Origin of the sequence: Mesoflavibacter sp. CH_XMU1422-2 (assembly GCF_037029245.1) — a bacterium.
Classification (GTDB): domain Bacteria; phylum Bacteroidota; class Bacteroidia; order Flavobacteriales; family Flavobacteriaceae; genus Mesoflavibacter; species Mesoflavibacter zeaxanthinifaciens.
This window is the reverse complement of sequence record NZ_JAYMEE010000006.1, coordinates 1-19,139: the sequence shown is the minus strand read 5'-3', so window position 1 is coordinate 19,139 and position 19,139 is coordinate 1. Positions and strand designations below refer to the sequence as shown.

Sequence of the window (19,139 nt, the reverse complement as noted above, 5' to 3'; positions counted from 1 at the left end):
TGCTCATTTGGCCAGTAAAATTGAAAGATATGAAATTAGTATTAGTAACCGCAGTAGAAAGGTTTCACAAGGATGTAATTAAACTTTTTAAAAAAGCAGGTATTGAAAATTTTAGCGAATCTGATATAGATGGTTATAAAAACAACCATGCTTTAATTATGTCTACCAATTGGTTTGGAGCAGAAAATGCAAGTAATGAGTCTACAATGTTTTTCTCATTTACAGAAGACATGTTTATTGATACCCTTTTTGATTTGATAAAAGAATTCAATAGTAATTTAGAAACCAACAATCCTATTAAAGCGATTGTTGTACCCATAGAAAGAGCAATTTAAATTTAAATAAATAATAGTTATGTTAAACAGGTATATAAGAGCAATAGCAGGAATTTTTGTTATAATAAGCGTATTATTAGGTATGTACGTTAATCAAAATTGGTTGTGGTTTACAGTGTTTGTAGGCGCTAATTTATTTCAGTCTGCAATCACTAAATGGTGTTTGATGGAAGATATTTTAACTAAAGTGTTTAAAATCAAAAACTAAAAAAATCTCTAACAGTTAAAAAAGATTTTAATTTCCATAAATTAAATTATAGCATGTATTTTTGCACAAAATTGATTTATGGAATTTTTTTTACAACCATGGTCTTGGTTGCTCTCAGGTTTTTTAATAGCACTAATTATGTTTTTTCTTTTAATAATGGGAAAAACTTTTGGTATGTCTTCTAATTTACGCACTTTCTGTGCCATTTGTGGTGGCGGAAAATTCAGCCAATTATTCAATTTTAATTGGAGGGAACAAAGCTGGAACCTATTAGTTGTTTTAGGAGCAATTTTAGGAGGATTTGTAGCTAAGAATTTTATGACTGATGGTACGATGCCGCAAATTAGTAACGCTACAAAAGAAGGTTTAAAAGAAATAGGCTTTTCTGAAGATAACGATTATCTACCCAAAGAATTGTTTTCTGCAGAAGCCTTACAAGAGCCAAAAACAATTATTATTTTAATTGTTGGCGGATTGCTTATTGGTTTTGGTACACGTTATGCAGGCGGATGTACTTCGGGTCATGCTATAACAGGCTTAAGTAACCTTCAAAGACCTTCATTATTAGCTGTAATAGGATTCTTTATTGGAGGATTAATTATGGTACATTTATTATTTCCTTTAATTTTTTAGTACTATGAAAAAAGTATTCATCTATTTAGTAGTCGGTTTCTTTTTTGGAATAATTATGTACAAATCTGAAGCAGCATCATGGTTTAGAATATATGAAATGTTTCGATTTGAATCTTTTCATATGTATGGTATAATTGGTACAGCATTATTTTTTGGAATTATCTTTATCCAACTTATAAAAAGAAAAAAAATCAAGTCTATTGATGGTAGTCCAATAGTGATTCCTGATAAAGAAAAATCAATATATCGTTATCTGTTTGGCGGTATTATATTTGGATTAGGTTGGGCTTTAGTAGGAGCATGTCCTGGACCAATGTTTACATTAGTAGGAGCTGGTTTTTTACCAATATTAATAGTTATTGGATCTGCAATTATAGGAACGTTTATTTATGGAGTTTTAAAAGGTAAACTTCCTCATTAACAATAATTTAATTAATAAGTTCTTAAAATTTTGTAACTTTTTTGATAAATGTGCGTCATATAAGTATCAATCAAAAAAGTATTATCATGCAAGAGAATAAACAATTAATAGTATTAACACATTTAAGTCAGTTAATTACTTTAGTAATAGGATTTGGTAGTTTGTTACTACCTTTAATTATTTGGTTAACTCAAAGAGATAGAGTTTATGAGTTAGACCAACATGGTAAAAATATAGTTAACTTTCAGTTAAGTTTACTAGTGTATTGTCTACTGTGTATTCCGTTAATTTTATTACTAGGCTTAGGTCTTATAGGATTTATGGTTTTAGGTTTGATTTCTATTATTTTTCCTGTGATAAATGCAATAAAAGCTAGTCACGGAGAAATTCCAAAATATCCTTTATCTTTTAATTTTATTAGTTAGTTAGTTTTAGATAAAGTTAAAAACGCAACCATAACCAAGGTTGCGTTTTTTGTTTAGAAAAAAAACGACTGCTTACAGAAAAAACAAAGCTTGATTAGCTAATTAAATATTAAGTTTGCTAATTATAAGCTATGCAATTAATATTTAGATACATACTATTTGTTTTTATTATTGGTTTTGGAAGCGTTGCTCATGCTCAAAATCCAGTAATACAACATATGTCTAAACTCTCAAATCTTCCAGATGTTGAGTTTTATGATATTGCAGAAGACAACCAAAACTACATTTGGCTTGCTGCAAACAAAGGCTTATATCGTTACAACGGAAAAACTTACGAGCAGTTTACACATCCTGAACAGAAATCAAATTCACTTTTTCAGTTAAAATTTGATACCGAAAACAGGCTTTGGTGTAACAATGTTTATGGCCAATTATTTTATGTTGAAAATGATCGTTTACAACTATTTTACGATGCAAGTCAACTTGTAAACGGTCAATTAGCACAATTTGAAATTTTAGAAAATAGCATCAGGTTATTTACCGTAATCGGGATTTTCGACATTAATAAAACCACCAAACAAGTTACCGAAGTGTTTAAAGGTATGTGTATTACCAATGTTAGAGACCACGATAGTAATTACACGTTCATCATCAATTTTGAAGGCGAATTAAAGCGTCACCGATTATATAAATTAGGAAAGAAAAAAAGAACCAAAATACTTGAAATAACAAGTGCCAATCGTATACAATCGCCAAAACTATTTGCTTTTAAAAACGATGTGTTTTTAATTCACAATAGTGCAAAAGGAAATATACTTTATGTCATTGATAAAGCAGAAAATACGTCTAAAAAAATAACAATACCGTTACGATTACAAAACGAAACCATCTACAATATTTTAAATTTTGATAACGAATATTGGTTTTTAACCAGCTCAGGAGTTTTTGTTTATGAATTTGAAAATGAGTTCTTTACTTTTAAAGAGCAACTTTTTAGTACCGAATCTGTTACCGATATTCAAATAGATTTTAACAACAACTATTGGTTTACTACGCTAGATAATGGTGTGTTTGTTTCGCCTAATTTAAATATTCGTCGTGTAGAATTATCAACTATTGAATCTAAAATTACAGCTTCTTTAGCATTGCAAAACAATGATTTTGTATTAGGAACCAATGACGGAAAATTACTGTTCTACAACCAAAATCAACTTATAAAAACGCTGCAATTACCTGGTAAAAAGATAATTGGTAAATTATATTTTGATGCTGAAACAGAGCAGTTAATTGTAAGTATTAATGCCTCAGAATCTTTTGTAGTCGATTTAAAAACCGATAAAATTACCGATGTTAAAAACCGATTTTCGGTTGCAAAAACATTTTCAAAAATTAACGATAGCACCTTATTTTATGGTAATTACCGACAAGGTATTGTATATAAAAAAGCGTTTAATAATCCTGAAAAACAAATCCTAAAAGAAAGTCGTGTAAAGGCTTCAGTTGTCTCGGGTAACGCGTTGTTTGTGTCTTATATCGACGGACTTTACAAATACAATTGTAATACCTTTTCTTCTGAAGAAATTCAATACAATTCAGCCAGTTTATTAGTAAACGCTATTGCAAACACCAACGGAACCATTTGGTTAGCAACGCAGCACAACGGATTACTAAAATACGAGCAAAACACATTACAACCATCCGGAATTAAACTTCCCAAAAATCTTCAAATTAACACCATTTTGTCCGATGGTTGGTTACTGTGGATAGGAACCGATTCTGGCTTATTTCAATATCACACCAAAACTAATGAGCTTAAATCGTTAAGTGCTCAAGATGGTTTAAATACTGCGGTAAATAGCCTTTTGGTGTTACAAAATCAGTTGGTCGTAGTTTTACCAAATGGTTTTTACACTTTACCAAAACAATATGGCCTATTTAAAGTTTTTAAAACCGCAAAAGTTAGGGTAGAAGCAGTATCAATTAACGATCGAGATACTTTAATTTCAAGTAGTTATAAATTGCCACATGATTTTAATAAAATAGGTTTAAAATTCAATTCTAACGGATTTCAATCTAATCAACACGTTAATTATCAATATCGTGTGCAAGAAATAGATTCTAGTTGGCAAAATATTCCTTTAAATACACACTTTGTAAACTTTAATAGCTTGTCAAGTGGTACATATACTTTCGAATTAAAAGCGCAAAACATTAGTACTAAAAATCCTGTTTTTGCAGCACCAATAACCTTTGTTATTGCTAAACCATTTTGGGAAACCTATTGGTTTTACGGATTGGTTTTATTAACTGTTTTCGGATGGATTTGGCTGTATTTTAGATGGCGATTACAACAAAAAGAAGGACAACGAATTGCCGAAATTGATAAGATTTTAATTGATAAAAAAATAACGAATTTAAGATTAGAAAATCTGCGTTCGCAAATGAATCCGCATTTCATTTTTAATGCTTTAAATTCCATTCAAGATTATATTATTTCCAATGAGAAAGAATTGGCAAGCTCGTATTTAGTGAAGTTTAGCCGATTAATCCGCATGTATTTGGATTACAGTCAGCAAAACGAAATTACTTTAGATGAAGAACTAAACGCCTTAAAACTGTATTTAGAATTGGAAAAAGTACGTTTTGAAGATGAATTGGAATACAAGATTACTATCGATAATCAGTTAAAAACAAAACAGATAAAAGTACCGTCGTTATTCATACAACCTTATGTTGAAAATGCTTTAAAACACGGATTGTTACACAAATTAAACGACCGAAAATTACATATTGAAGCAAAAATTATTCAGCAAAATAAATTAGAAATTACGGTTGAAGATAACGGAATTGGTCGCGCTCAATCCGAAAAATTAAAACGACCAAACCAACAGCATAAACCCTTCGCAACCAAAGCCAATGAAGAACGTGTGCATCTTTATAAAAACAAATTAAAACGTGATATAGCCATAACGACTTACGATTTGTATGACGAAAACGACGTAGCTGCAGGCACAAAAGTGGTCATCACGATGCCAATACATTAAGATATGAAAGCGATAATTATAGACGACGAAAAACGGGCCAGACATTTACTATCAAACTTGCTAACCGAACATTGCGAAAGTATTACAAGTATTGAAGAAGCTCAAGATTTAGCATCTGGTGTAGACTTGATTAAAACCAGTAAACCAGATGTTGTTTTTTTAGATATTGAAATGCCAAATCAGTCTGGATTAGACATTTTAGAATACTTTCCAAATCAGATTGATTTTAAAATCATTTTCGTGACGGCATACAACCAATATGCGATTGAAGCTTTCAAACTGTCGGCTGTAGATTATTTGTTAAAACCAGTGGACACAACCGAGTTAAAAGAAGCGGTTGCAAAAGCAGAAGAATCCATAAAAGCGAACAATTTAAACGACCAGTTAAACAAGTTACGCGACTCGTTAAAACAGTTATCCATAGACAAAATTGCTTTAGAAATTCCTAAAGGAATCATGTTCGCATCTCACAATGATATCGTGTATTTTGAAGCTGATGGTATGTATACCAACGTGCAACTTATGGATGGCAAACAAAAAACCATTTGTAAACCATTAAAGCATTTTGTTGAGCAATTAGAACGTAATGCGATGTTTTTTAAATGTCATCGTTCGTATTTAATCAACTTAAAATATGTTGATGAATTGGTAAAAGATGATGGCGATTATTTGCTAATGAACAATCAAAAACGCATCCCAATTTCAAAATCTAAACGCGATCAGTTTCTTGAAGTGATTAAGGAAACCTTTATGTGATTTATTTGAAATTTCTGAAATTCCTTCAGAAAAAAAATCATCATTTTCAGAAAAAACCAAATTAAGAATAGTGGTTAAGTGCTTTATTTTGAAGTCTATTAAACACAATTCTTATGAAAAAAATAGTTCTATTATTCGTTTTGGCATTATGCTATAACGTCTCTCATGCGCAATTTGGTAAAATGCTTAAAAAGAAAGCCAAAGCAGCAGTAGAGAAGAAGTTAGATAAAAAAGAAAGTAGCAATTCGTCTTCAAAATCTGAAAACGCTTCAGGAATGGTTGGCAGTTCTTCAACTGAAAATTCATCAAAAACCGAATATACCGACGAAGAATTTAAAGCAGAATTAGCCAAAAAATATCCAAACGACCAGGCAAAGCAAGATTTATACTATCAAAAGTATCTTGAAAAAAAGCAACAAGAAGCAGACGCTAATAAGCCTAAATCTGCAAATTCAGTAAGTGATGAGTTTTTATACATGTCTTATCCGTTTGCAATGACAAAAGGCATGAGCGCAGTTGGTGTTGATCGTGTAAAAATAAGACGCCAAATGACAGATATGGGTGATAATGTAGACTTGTTGCCTGCACAAGATCCAGAATATGCGTGGTTACGCTTTTTAACAACGCCAGAACTAGTCGCCATGTCACCAGAAGGTTACATTGGTTATGAGTTGGTTTCAGGAATGTTTACTACCAAAGTAGGCGCAGACCGATCGCAAACTTTAGGGCTTGGTACAGGCATGCCAATTTTAGTAAGAGGAATGTTAATTGCAGACGATGTTTTTGTTATTTATGCTGCATCGCACCAAGGTGGACACGCATTTAATGTACCATCATATATGCACGAAAACGATATTACTATTTTAAACGTAATAGGTAAAGGCGATCAACAATTTCATTTAGAGTGGTTAGAAAAAGCGAAGCCAATTGTAAAAGAGTTTGAAGCCACGTTAAAAGCAAATTATGATGCTGCTGCAAAATCGACTATGGATGCTATAAAAATGCCAAAAGCAGGTAGCATGAATAGTAATGCTTCATTAGTGAGTTTTGCTAAAGAAAATGTATCTAAAACCATTGCAAAAGATGGTGCAAAACTTCTAAAGTTAAACATAGAATCTAACGATTGGAGTATTGTAATAAACAAATACACAGGTCGTATTTTATACCGTTGGATAAAAGGTGCTTTCACAGAAAAAAATAAAAATAACGACTGCTATTTACAAGGTTTTTTAATCAAGCAACAGTACAATGGTAGCGGTTATGGTAGCTCACAATTTGGTGGTGTTATTCACGGTCAAATGCCATACGGACAAAAAATGAACTGCGAATAATTAATATACGCTATTAATCATAGTTTTTTAAGTCTGCTTTTTTAAGCAGGCTTTTTTTATAATATTTAGTGTAAGAAAAATCTTTATAAATCATTCAGAAAGAAATTAGACCTATTCAGAAAAAAGCAAATTGAAAACCTTATATGTAGTAGTTGTTTTGTGGTTGAAAATAAAACAAATCTCAACTACAATGAAAAAAACATTACTCTTATTAACCTTTTTAGTGTTTGGTTTTACGCAAGCACAAACCATTGTTTATGTAGATATTGATGCTACAGGAAATAATGACGGAACTAGTTGGGCTAATGCCTACAACTCTTTACATGATGCTTTAACAAATACAACAACTTCAGGTGCTGAAATTTGGATTGCTGAAGGAACTTACAAACCTATTAATGCTTCAACACCTTTTTTAAACCAATATGGTGTTAATATTTTTGGTGGTTTTGTAGGAACTGAAAATACAAAAGCTGATCGTAACGTTGACCCATGGTTACATCCAGTATACTTATCTGGCGATATAAACGGAGATGATTTGAATGAAGTACCTAGTGTAACATCAACAGATAAAAGTGATAATGCAACACGTATTTTGCAAATTGAGCCAACTACTGTTAATGGAACTACTTTAAATCATGTACAAGAAAACATTGTAATAGATCGTATTAACTTTGTAAATGCTTACGGAGGAAGTGCTTTGTACAGTCACCCAAGTTCAGTTAACTATACACAAAATCAAATCACACTTTTAAATTGTCGTTTTGCACGAAACTACGCAGCAACTAGACCAGCTTTTGATATTTGGGCTAATATATATGGAGGAAGTAGTGCAAATCCTATTAAAACGTTTTCTTTACTTAATAGTATTGTAGATGAAAATGTGTCGCAAGTTGGGTATGCTTTTGAATATAGATCACTTCAGGATTATGATAAGATTTTTATAGGAAATAATTTATTTATTGCAAACAAAGTAGAAGATGCAGGAAAGTCGGGTAGTGTAGCTAGATTTATTTCTAACGGAGCACAAGGTCTTAGTGTGTTTTTTAATAATAATACCCTTTCTTTAAATCAAGAAGGTGCTGGTGTAGCAGCTTCAGTAGCTAGTTGTATTCGATTAGAGAGAACTTCAGGAGGTTTAAGTGGTGCTTGGTATAATAATATATATTATAATAATATTGGAACAAATGAATTTGTTGGTTTTACTACTTCTGGTGTAGGTATAAATTTTGGTGATACCAACGCTCGTGATTTCACACCAAGTAATGATGTTTCAAATTCAATATATCTACCAACAACACCTTTTGTAGATATTTCTTCAGGAAATTTTGAACCTTTAGCAGCCTATCGTCAAAACGGTACTATGGGTGGTTTTGGAGGCTATAATTTCTCTGATTTTCTTGCGACAGATTGTTTTCAAAACGGAAGAACGTATTCTAGTGGAACAATCATTGGTTTAGGAGCTATTCAGCATGCAAATACAGCGATGTTTCATGGTCCTGGAGATATTGCAAATTTATCTACACCAGCACCAATTGGAGATATTTTTGTAGATGCTGGTGCAACTGGTAATAATGACGGTACCTCTTGGGCAGATGCTTACAACTCTTTATATGATGCTTTAAACTCAACTAGTTTTGTGCCTGGAGGAAAAGTGTTTGTAAAAGCTGGAACGTATTACCCAACAACTGGAGGATTTACAGTAAGTGATGATAATGTTCAAATTTTTGGAGGTTTTAATGGTACAGAAACAGATGAAAATGATAGAGATATGTCTCTCATTTATACAACAAATGCTACTATTATTTCAGGAGATATAAATGGAAATGATATTGATGGCGATTTTGCATCTAACAAATCTGATAACGTAGGGCAATTAATGAATGTTAACACAAATGTGGTAACAATCGATGGTTTTATTTTTGAAAATGCTCATAAACCTAGTGGTAGTAACCCTGTAATTTATTTTCCAACAACTTATAATACATCGTATTTTACGCTAAAAAACAGTATCATTAGAAACAATTATACGGGTAATGGATTACTGATGGATTATAGATATTTTACAGATACTATTGAATTTATTAATGTTGCTGTAAAAGGAAACTTAGTTAATAATGGAGTTTGCTTATTTCAAAGTTCAAGTAGTAATACACCAATCGATTTTAGATTTGTGAATTTAGAGTTTTCTGATAATCAGTTTAATTCAGACTTTGGCGCTATTTGGTTTAGAGAAACAGGAACTTCAAATATGAATACTTCAATTGTTAATTCGACTTTTGTAAACAACCAAAATGATTTTTCCACAACTACAATTAAACATTTAATTAATATTAGCTCATCAGGTTCGTTAGAAAATGTTGTAGATGTATATAATTCTATTTTTTTTAATAATCTATATAGTAATACATCTATAGTTAGTGATAAGGTTTTTGATAATTCTAAACCTGCAGAAGGTAATTTTGGAGATTTAGATATTGATAACTGTATTGCACCTACAATTTATCCTTATACATCTAATATTGATTCAGATGCTTTTAATATAAGTACAGCAAATCCTAATTTAGATGCTGATTATAAACCAACTTCAGCTTCAACAGCAGTTATAGATCAAGGAACAAATTCATTTTATAATTCAGGATTATTCGGAACTTTAGATTTATCAGGTAATGATAGGGTTTTTAATACTACAATAGATTTAGGAGCTTACGAGTACAATTCTACATTAAGTGTTGATGATATTTCTTTAGATGAAAACTCAGTAAAATTATATCCTAATCCAGTTACAGACGTTGTAAATATTAAGACTAATCAAACTATTAAAAATGTAACAGTTTTTAATGTAAATGGTCAAAAAGTACTTGATTTTGCTAATCAATCTCAAATTAACATTTCTAATTTACCAACAGGAATGTACTTTTTAAACATAAACACTAACCAATCAAATCAAACAGTAAAAATCTTAAAACAATAATTTTTAAAATGAAAAGATTAAACAAACTTGTAATATTATTTTGTCTTGCTTTAACTGTCTTAAATTGTTCTTCAGACGACGATAACAACATAGAAGAACCTCAAAACACAAATGTTATTACTTTAAATAATGAAACTTATGTTGTTAGTTCTGTTATCGTAGAGCCTGCATTAGGCAATAGTACTTTTGTAAGTTTTATCAATAAAAATGAAACGGAGTTTTTAGACGCTATAAATAATGGGACTCAACTTGATAATGTTAATGTATTTAATATACGCATTAGTCAAAGTCCATTAGCAGAACAAATATATAGTTTTTCTGATATGTCTAATTTTCAATTTGAAGAAAACGCTCAAATTATTGATGGAGAACTAGAAGATGGTGATATATTATTAGATAGAAATAATTCTAATACTAATTTAAACGCATCTACAGGTAGTTTAACATTAGAAGTATACACTACTGATCAAATTGAAATTAGTTTTCAGTTTACAAGAAATGATGGTGTAATAGTTAACGGAACTTATAAGGGAGATTATCTTTACTATGATTAACATTTAACCTTCAAGTTAAATATAAAACGCAACCTTTATAGGTTGCGTTTTTTTATTTTATAAAAATTTATTGTTTAATAAACTCTAATGTTGATAAATCATTAATTATTAGGTTACCATTTTCTGTAAAGGAGTAATTAGAAATAATTGTATGGCTATCAAAAATTAAAGTAATTTTGTTGTTAGAAACAGACCAATCAAAACTAATTGCTGTAGATACAATACCTTCTGCTGTTGTATGTTTATCTGCTGTGTAGCCAAAATCGTTGTCTTCAAAATGTATACTATGCTCATAAGTGTTATCGTAATCACTTCTTAACCATTTGCCAATCAAAATATTATTGTCGGTAGTTGTATTATCATCATCATTACTGCATGACCATAAAGTAAAACATAATAAAACTAATAATAGTCTATTAAAATACATCATTTGTTCTTGGATTAATTGCTTAGTAAAACACTTTGGTAATTAGGGAAGCCTTTCACTATATCAAAAGTAAAAAAATATCAAACGATTTTAAATAAAAAAAGCCACAACATTTAAGTTGCGGCTTTTTTTTAAATTTATGTAGTTAGGTTTAGCTATTTAGCATTACCGGCATTACTAACATGGTTACAAATTCGCCTTCTTCAAGATCGTCTACTGGTGTTAAAATACCAGCTCTGTTAGGCATACTTAATTCTAATTGAACATCTGCTGAACTTAAATTGTTTAGCATTTCTGTTAAGAAACGTGAATTAAACCCAATTTGCATATCATCTCCTTGGTAATCACATGTTAAACGTTCTTCTGCTTTGTTAGAATAATCTATATCTTCTGCAGAAATATTAAGTTCGGCACCAGCAATTTTAAGTCTTATTTGGTGTGTTGTTTTGTTAGAGAAAATACTAACACGACGTACAGAGTTTAAAAATTGTGTGCGGTCTATAGTTAATTTGTTAGGATTTTCTTTTGGTATAACTGCTTCGTAGTTTGGATATTTACCATCAATTAAACGACAAATTAATACGGTATTTTCAAAAGTGAATTTAGCATTAGAGTCATTATATTCGATAGTTACTTCATCTTCATTAGCTCCTAAAATTCCTTTTAATAAGTTTAAAGGTTTTTTAGGCATAATAAACTCGGCTACTTGAGAAGCTTTAACATCTTCTCTTGAATATTTTACAAGTTTATGAGCATCTGTAGCTACAAAGGTTAAACCTTCTGTAGAGAATTGAAAAAATACACCACTCATTACCGGACGTAAATCGTCATTACCAGCAGCAAAAATAGTTTTGTTTATTGCAGTAGCTAATACATGAGCCGGCATTGCAGTAGAGCTAGGATCTTCTAGGCTAACTGCTTTAGGGAATTCGTTTCCATCTGCGTAAGCTAATGCATATTTACCATGATTAGAGCTAATTTCAACAGTGTTGTTTTCTTCTACAACAAATGTTAAAGGTTGCTCAGGGAAAGTTTTTAAAGTATCTAATAATAAACGCGCAGGTATAGCAACGCTTCCTTCGTTATCACTTTCTACGTCTAATACAGCAGACATGGTTGTTTCTAAATCACTTGCAGAAACGGTTAGTTTTGATTGCTGTAATTCAAATAAAAAATTATCTAAAATTGGAAGTGTATTGGAGTTGTTTATTACACCACCTAAAACCTGTAATTGCTTTAGTAAATAGGTACTTGATACAATAAATTTCATCTATTTATATATTCGTTAAAATCGGTTAATTGTTGTATTACAAATATATTGTTAATGTGTTTAATTAGGAAACAAACTTATTAACACTTATTTGGCGTATTTTTTCTTACGAAAGTAGTTAAAACTAAAACCAAAAATACCTAACAATACCAATGGTAATAAGATGTTTAAGAGTTGCCATTTGGTTTTTTCTTCAGTGATTTTTTCTGAATTTAAAAACGCAACTGCTATTTCTTTTGATCGAATGTTTATAAGTCCATTATCGTCAAGCAGATAATTAGCAGCGTTTACTAAAAATTCTTTATTACCAAAAAACTGATTTAATTTAGAATCGTATCCTAATTCTTTAGGTCCATTTCTATCAATTTCATTTTTAATTACATCACCATCAGAAATTACAACCATTTTAGTTGGTACACTTTCGTTTTTTACATCTTTTAAATCGAAAGGTTTTACACGGTTATTATATACCGAAGTAAATTTACCTTCTAATAATACCGCTAGGTTTTGAGAGCCTTTATTAAATGATGCAGGATCTTGTTGATTATTAACTTCATCTAGACTAATCTCACGCGGTGTGCCTTCTAATTTTGAAAGTGGCGCACTTTGAAGTAAAACCGTCTTTTTAACGGTCTTTAAGTTGTTTTTTAAGGTGTCTATTGGACTAGCAAAATCAAACTTTATGTAGTTTAAGTTGTTTACCACAGGATGCGTACTAATACCTTGTGCTAATGGCGAATACGTCCAAGGGAAACGTTCTGCTCTGGTATTGCTACCTTCACCAGATAACAATACGATAGGCGCAGAGTACATAGAGCTAACTAATACAGGATTAATCCTAACGCCGTACTTAAAGAAAAAGTCGGTTAAATTTAAGTCTCTAGCTAAAGCTACATTTTTACCAAAGTCGTTATACAAACTGTCTTTATCCATAGCAACTTGGTCTATTAGCCAAAGACTTTTTCCGCCATTCATGGTGTATTGATCTAATACAAATTTTTCATCTTCTGTAAAGGCTTCAGTTGGTTTTGCTGCGATGATTAAATCAAAGTCTTGTAAATTTTTTAACGTCTTTTCTCGGTTATCACTGACGCTATCTAAAGTAAAAGGCGCTATAAAATAGTAATCACGAAGTGTTTTAACATAATCGGCAATGTTAAGGTTATCCATTTCGCCATTACCTTTTAAAACCGCTATTTTACGACGCTTAGGATTGACTAATTTACTAATGCCATCTGCAAACGCATATTCTAAATGTTGTACAGAATTAGTAACTAATTGCTGTTGTGTTTCGCCAATTTTATTTTTTACTAACGGAATTTTTACCGTAACCTCATCATAACTTGCTAATGCCCAAGGAAAAATAACTTCTTGACTTTGTTTTCCGTTTTCCTGAACGTTTAATTGCATTGGTGTTAAACCGCGTGCATTAAGTTGTTGGATGGCTTGATCGCGCGTATCTTCGTCTTCGGTAGGATTTATAAACTTAAATGAAATATTGTCGTTGTAAGCCCTAAACTCTTCTAACAATTGCTTGGTTTCACTTTGTAAACGTCTAAATTCTGACGGAAAATCTTCGCCTTCTAAAAAGACATCAATTACAATAGGTGTTTCAGCTTTTTTTATAATATCTAAAGTTGCTTCATTTAGGGTATAACGCTGATCTGTAGTTAAATCGAAACGCTTGTAAACCTTAGTGCTAATAAAATTTACAGCAATAATAACAACAATAACTAAGATGATATGTTTAAGTGACTTATTCAAATTTTTGTTCAAGTTGATAGTTTCTTATAGATTGTAAAGTATCGTTTTTAAAGACAAATTCTAAACACTCTTGATCTTTGGTAAACGCACCAGGTTTAAAACCTAAGTTGTAATTCCATTTGTCTTCAGAGTTTGCTTTAATAGCATCGTCCCAACCGTACCATTCAGCTTTTCCTAATTTAGATTTTACTTCGGCTTTGGTTTCACCAATTAATGTGCTGTCATTTAAAATATCGCCCATCATCTCAAAGCGTTGTGCAGGATATTCTTCCCAATCTTCAGCATTAAAATATTTTTCATGATGATAACTACTAAAAATATTTACCATAGGATATAACAAGTAAAAATAGGCAAAAGGTGTAATTACTAAAGCGATTAAAACGCTTAACCATTTTTTGTTGCCAATGGTTTTTACAAATAGCCAAACCAAGACAAAAGTTACAATAAACGATAGTATTAAAGGAACGGTAATGATCATGCTTTTTGACGATTAATAATATGCGTTGTAAAAAAGATAAATAGTGCTGTAACACTAATAAAATAGATGATATCTCTAGTATCTAAAACACCACGACTCATACTTTTAAAATGTGCAGACATGCCTAAATTATCTATAAAATTACTTGAAGTAAAATCTGCAATACCTTCAAAACCTATATAAAAGAAAAAGCATAAAAATACTGCAATTATAAAAGCTACAATTTGATTGTCTGAAAGGGTAGAGGCAAACACACCAATAGCAGTATATGCAGCAACTAAAAATAACAATCCAAAATAAGAGCCTAAAGTGCTGCCAACGTCTAAATTACCTTCTGGGTTACCTAATTGATAAACTGTATATACATAAAGTAAAGTTGGTATTAGTGCTATGATAATTAATAAAAATGCACCAAAATATTTACCTAAAACAAGCTGTAATGTGCTAATAGGTTTGGTTAATAACAACTCTAAAGTACCTTGTTTTTTCTCGTCACTAAAGCTACGCATGGTTACCGCAGGAATTAAGAAAATTAATATCCAAGGTGATAACAAGAAAAACGAAGATAGATCTGCAAAACCATTATCTAAGATGTTAAATTCGCCTTTAAACAACCATAAAAACAGTCCGTTAAGTAATAGGAAAATTGCTATAACTAAATAGCCTATTGGTGAGGCAAAAAACGAGTTAATTTCTTTTTTTAGAATGGCTAGCATTAATAAGTTTTAAGTATTTAAAGTTGTAAGTATTTAAAGTTGTAAGTTTTTAAAGTGAAATTGTTTAAAGCGTAAAGTTAATAGTTTTTATTCTGTTTTACTTGTAAATCGTTAGTCGTCATTGATCAATTTAAAATCGCTAATTTGTCAACACTCCAAGCTTCAGGTTTTGCGTTAAACAAAGGTTTTGTTTTTGCCCAAACACCTTTAAATAATTCAGAATTTCGATAATGCTCTAAATCTTCTTCTGTATTCCAATAACTATACGTAAAAAAGATATTACTATTGTGTTTATCTTGATATAATTCTAGCAATTGGCAACCTTCAAAAGCTCTGATTTTATGTTTTACTGTTTCAAAATTAGCTTTAAAAACGTTTATATTTTCTTCGGCAAAACTCAATTTTACAATTCTAACAAACATTTTTTGCAATTATTTTTTAAAGTTGATAGTTACAGTGTCTCTTAATCCTAGTCCCATTAACGTACTTGCGCCACCTACAGTATTTGTGTTGCTTTTGTAAATTGCAATTTCTAAAAAGTTTGAGCTATTAAAGACAACAAGACCTCGTCCTTCATCGTGACGCTGAGCTTCAGGGATGTCAAATTTTACTATATCACTATATTTGTTATATATAGTTTTAAATTTATGGCTTCTTGCAGAAATTTCAAAAGTTCTACCTTTTTGTAATTGTTCAAAAAAAGACTTTCTAATATTAGTAACGACATTACCGTAATTGTCTATGTAGATTATGCTACCTATTATCTGTGTTTTCTCTTCATTAACATAAGGCACTAAATTTTTTATTGGTTTAATGTTATTAATAGCTTTACCTATAACTTCTAGAGTTCCTCCTCGTGCAATATGGCACGCTACTTTTACAAACACATCTAAAACCGGAAAACTAGTTTCTATTTTATCGTGTATATTTATTTCAACAATTTTTTTAGGAGAAATAACATTGGCAATCATGCTCATAATTCCGTTATTGGCACAAATAAAAAAATGATCGTCAAGCTCTACAGCTATATGTTTATTTTCTGGGTTTAATTCAGAGTCAATTCCTATAACATGAATGGTTCCTTTAGGAAAACTACTGTACGCATTTTGAATAATGTAAGCAGCTTCAGAGATATTAAAAGGCGATACAGAATGAGAGATATCAACAATTCTAACATCTGGTAACTCAGTATAAATAGCGCCTTTAATTGCGCCAGCAAAGTGATCTTTCTCTCCAAAATCGGTTGTTAAAGTGATGATAGCCATTAATTTTGTTGATATTTTTTTAATATACAACACGCAAAAATTGCGTAAGTTTGTTTAGTAGCATTTATGCCAACAAAACTAATAAAATTGTACAGATTAATTTAAAATTTAAACGCTTTTGAACGAAATAATTATTGAACTTGAAGAGATTTCTCCAAAAGAATTTTTTGGAACTGGTAACGAACACATTACCACATTAAAAAAATATTTTCCAAAACTTAAAATTGTAGCTAGAGGAAATAAAATTAAAGCTTACGGTGATGAGGATCTTCTTGAAGAGTTTGATAGGCGCTTAAATATGTTATTTGAACACTTCGGGAAGTACAATAAATTAGATGAAAACACTATAGAACGTGTGCTAACAAGCCAAAGCAAAGAAGACTACACAACGTCTGAGCATAGCGGTGAAACTATTGTACACGGTGCAAATGGTAAAATTATCAAAGCGCAAACAGCTAACCAACGTCGTATGGTAGAGTTAATGCGTAAAAATGATATGGTTTTTGCTATTGGTCCTGCAGGAACAGGTAAAACCTATACTGGTGTTGCTTTAGCGGTGCAAGCTTTAAAAAATAAAGAAGTTAAGCGTATCATTTTAACAAGACCAGCAGTAGAAGCAGGAGAAAATCTAGGTTTTTTACCAGGCGATTTAAAAGAGAAATTAGATCCGTATATGCAACCATTATATGACGCTTTACGCGATATGATTCCTGCTGAAAAATTAGCTAATTACATAGAAACAGGCATAATCCAAATAGCACCATTAGCCTTTATGCGTGGTCGTACATTGGATCATGCATTTGTTATTTTAGACGAAGGTCAAAATACAACACACGCACAAATGAAAATGTTTTTAACCCGTATGGGTAAAAACGCTAAGTTTTTATTAACAGGTGATCCTGGACAAATCGATTTACCACGTCGTACTATTTCTGGATTAAAAGAAGCATTATTAATTCTTAAAAATGTAGAAGGCGTTGGTATGGTCTTTTTAGATGATAAAGACGTTATTAGACACCGATTAGTGAAAAAGATAATAGAAGCTTACAAGAATATTGAAAATAGAGAGTAGGCATTTGTTAGCAGTTATCTGTTGGCAGTTTGTGATAATTATTAAAAAGAAATTAAAAAAATAAAATAACTTTGCGCTTTTCTATTGAAATTTTAGTGTTTGTCGTGTATGCAACCATTTAGCAAAGGTTTGTAATTTGTGACAATTCTTGAAATTAATGTTGAAGAAGAAAAAGCTTTTCGAAATCATTAGTGATAATTAGTGAAATTCGTGTCAAATAAATCCATAAACCCAGAATCGTAATTCGTAAATCAAAATGAGTAACACCATTATAAAATCTAACTTTAATTTTCCTGGTCAAAAAAGTGTATACAAAGGAAAAGTAAGAGAAGTTTACAATATTAACGACGACAAATTAGTCATGATAGCAACAGACAGGCTAAGTGCTTTTGACGTTGTTATGCCAAAAGGTATTCCTTACAAAGGTCAAATACTAAATCAAATTGCAACAAGTATGATGAAAGCAACCGAAGATTTAGTCCCAAATTGGTTAACAGCAACACCAGATCCAAATGTTGCTGTTGGTCATTTATGCGAGCCTTTTAAAGTAGAAATGGTGATACGTGGTTATTTATCGGGTCACGCTGCACGCGAATATAAAGCTGGTAAACGCACACTTTGTGGTGTAGCTATGCCAGAAGGCATGAAGGAGAATGATAAATTTCCAGAACCTATCATTACACCAGCAACCAAAGCAGAAATGGGTGATCATGACGAAGACATCTCGCGCGAAGATATTTTAAAACGTGGTATTGTTAGCGAAGCAGATTACAATGTTTTAGAAGATTACACACGCAAATTATTTGCTAGAGGAACTGAAATTGCTTCAAAACGTGGATTAATTTTAGTAGATACTAAATACGAATTTGGAAAAACCAAAGACGGTAAGATAGTCTTGATAGATGAGATACACACGCCAGACTCTTCACGTTATTTTTATGCCGATGGTTACCAAGAGCGTCAAGATAATAACGAAGCCCAAAAACAACTGTCTAAAGAGTTTGTACGCCAATGGTTAATTGCTAATAATTTTCAAGGGTTAGAAGGACAAACCGTACCAGAAATGAGTGACGATTACATCCAAACCGTATCTGACCGTTACATAGAGTTATACGAGAACATTATGGGCGAAACTTTTGTAAAAGCAGACGTCTCTAACATAGAAAGTAGGATAGAAGCTAATGTGTTAGATTATTTAAACGCCTAGATTTTTAAATAAAATATATCAATAAAAAAAAGCTCACGTTTTGTGAGCTTTTTTTGTGGAGTTTCGTTTAACGTGTTTGTATATGGTTTGTTGCGTGGTTTAGCATGTAATTTAGCAAATAAGAACCGAATAGAAAATCCGCGAGGATTTTCGTAAGTAAGCCTTCGCTAGCAATGAATTATATACGTCTTAAGTTAGCAATCTATTAACTTTAACATTTAATCATAAAGAACCAAAGAGAGGAATAAGGTTATGATATACG

Annotated in this window: 19 protein-coding genes; 12 read left to right on the top strand and 7 right to left on the bottom strand. The window is 31.3% G+C overall.

The annotated features are described in order from the left end of the window. Positions 1-29 precede the first annotated feature (29 nt). The 10 genes from WA340_RS01900 to WA340_RS01855 all read left to right on the top strand — a co-directional run bounded on the left by WA340_RS01900 (position 30) and on the right by WA340_RS01855 (position 10,678). Entirely contained in the window at positions 30-335 is a 306-nt protein-coding gene (locus WA340_RS01900) for a hypothetical protein (protein ID WP_336127059.1), read from the top strand. Between the two features lie 19 nt (positions 336-354). Next, positions 355-543, top strand: a complete 189-nt coding sequence (locus WA340_RS01895) for a YgaP family membrane protein (RefSeq protein WP_027879860.1) — start codon at positions 355-357, stop codon at positions 541-543. Positions 544-621: 78 nt separating this feature from the next. Beyond that, positions 622-1,176 (top strand): YeeE/YedE family protein, encoded by a 555-nt coding sequence (locus WA340_RS01890; RefSeq protein WP_336127058.1) that lies wholly within the window; start codon positions 622-624, stop codon positions 1,174-1,176. 4 nt (positions 1,177-1,180) lie between these two features. Further along, the gene (locus WA340_RS01885) at positions 1,181-1,597 is read left to right on the top strand and encodes a DUF6691 family protein (protein ID WP_336127057.1); all 417 of its coding nucleotides are present in this window, start codon (positions 1,181-1,183) and stop codon (positions 1,595-1,597) included. Positions 1,598-1,683: 86 nt separating this feature from the next. Further along, a complete protein-coding gene (locus WA340_RS01880) occupies positions 1,684-2,022 on the top strand; it encodes a DUF4870 domain-containing protein (protein ID WP_336127056.1) in 339 nt (112 codons plus the stop codon). 131 nt (positions 2,023-2,153) lie between these two features. Beyond that, positions 2,154-5,066, top strand: a complete 2,913-nt coding sequence (locus WA340_RS01875) for a sensor histidine kinase (protein ID WP_336127055.1) — start codon at positions 2,154-2,156, stop codon at positions 5,064-5,066. Between the two features lie 3 nt (positions 5,067-5,069). Next, positions 5,070-5,822 (top strand): LytR/AlgR family response regulator transcription factor, encoded by a 753-nt coding sequence (locus WA340_RS01870; RefSeq protein ID WP_336127054.1) that lies wholly within the window; start codon positions 5,070-5,072, stop codon positions 5,820-5,822. A gap of 113 nt (positions 5,823-5,935) precedes the next feature. Further along, positions 5,936-7,153: a hypothetical protein gene (locus WA340_RS01865; protein ID WP_336127053.1), complete on the top strand. Its 1,218-nt coding sequence runs from the start codon at positions 5,936-5,938 to the stop codon at positions 7,151-7,153. Positions 7,154-7,343: 190 nt separating this feature from the next. Further along, the gene (locus tag WA340_RS01860) at positions 7,344-10,124 is read left to right on the top strand and encodes a T9SS type A sorting domain-containing protein (protein WP_336127052.1); all 2,781 of its coding nucleotides are present in this window, start codon (positions 7,344-7,346) and stop codon (positions 10,122-10,124) included. An 8-nt stretch (positions 10,125-10,132) separates the two neighbouring features. Beyond that, positions 10,133-10,678 (top strand): hypothetical protein, encoded by a 546-nt coding sequence (locus WA340_RS01855; protein WP_336127051.1) that lies wholly within the window; start codon positions 10,133-10,135, stop codon positions 10,676-10,678. 67 nt (positions 10,679-10,745) lie between these two features. Here the strand turns inward: WA340_RS01855 and WA340_RS01850 are convergent, their stop codons facing one another. The 7 genes from WA340_RS01850 to WA340_RS01820 all read right to left on the bottom strand — a co-directional run bounded on the left by WA340_RS01850 (position 10,746) and on the right by WA340_RS01820 (position 16,598). Next, positions 10,746-11,108, bottom strand: coding sequence for a hypothetical protein (locus WA340_RS01850; protein ID WP_336127050.1), 363 nt, complete (start codon positions 11,106-11,108; stop codon positions 10,746-10,748). 148 nt (positions 11,109-11,256) lie between these two features. Then, positions 11,257-12,375 carry a DNA polymerase III subunit beta gene (gene dnaN, locus WA340_RS01845; protein ID WP_027879870.1) on the bottom strand — a complete coding sequence of 373 codons (1,119 nt, stop codon included), beginning with the start codon at positions 12,373-12,375 and terminating at the stop codon, positions 11,257-11,259. A gap of 87 nt (positions 12,376-12,462) precedes the next feature. Next, positions 12,463-14,139 (bottom strand): gliding motility-associated ABC transporter substrate-binding protein GldG, encoded by a 1,677-nt coding sequence (gene gldG / locus WA340_RS01840; protein WP_336127049.1) that lies wholly within the window; start codon positions 14,137-14,139, stop codon positions 12,463-12,465. Then, positions 14,132-14,617, bottom strand: coding sequence for a hypothetical protein (locus WA340_RS01835; RefSeq protein ID WP_336127048.1), 486 nt, complete (start codon positions 14,615-14,617; stop codon positions 14,132-14,134). The genes gldG and WA340_RS01835 overlap by 8 nt, the downstream gene beginning before the upstream one ends. After that, a complete protein-coding gene (gene gldF, locus WA340_RS01830; RefSeq protein ID WP_336127047.1) occupies positions 14,614-15,333 on the bottom strand; it encodes a gliding motility-associated ABC transporter permease subunit GldF in 720 nt (239 codons plus the stop codon). The genes WA340_RS01835 and gldF overlap by 4 nt, the downstream gene beginning before the upstream one ends. Before the next feature lie 125 nt (positions 15,334-15,458). Beyond that, positions 15,459-15,755 (bottom strand): putative quinol monooxygenase, encoded by a 297-nt coding sequence (locus WA340_RS01825; protein WP_336127046.1) that lies wholly within the window; start codon positions 15,753-15,755, stop codon positions 15,459-15,461. A 9-nt stretch (positions 15,756-15,764) separates the two neighbouring features. Next, positions 15,765-16,598 (bottom strand): SAM hydrolase/SAM-dependent halogenase family protein, encoded by an 834-nt coding sequence (locus WA340_RS01820; RefSeq protein ID WP_336127045.1) that lies wholly within the window; start codon positions 16,596-16,598, stop codon positions 15,765-15,767. 118 nt (positions 16,599-16,716) lie between these two features. Between WA340_RS01820 and WA340_RS01815 the strand changes: the two genes are divergently transcribed. Together WA340_RS01815 and WA340_RS01810 are read left to right on the top strand one after the other, a co-directional pair. After that, on the top strand, positions 16,717-17,670 hold the full coding sequence (locus WA340_RS01815) for a PhoH family protein (RefSeq protein ID WP_336127044.1): 954 nt from the start codon (positions 16,717-16,719) through the stop codon (positions 17,668-17,670). 256 nt (positions 17,671-17,926) lie between these two features. Further along, a complete protein-coding gene (locus WA340_RS01810) occupies positions 17,927-18,877 on the top strand; it encodes a phosphoribosylaminoimidazolesuccinocarboxamide synthase (RefSeq protein WP_336127043.1) in 951 nt (316 codons plus the stop codon). Positions 18,878-19,139 lie beyond the last annotated feature (262 nt).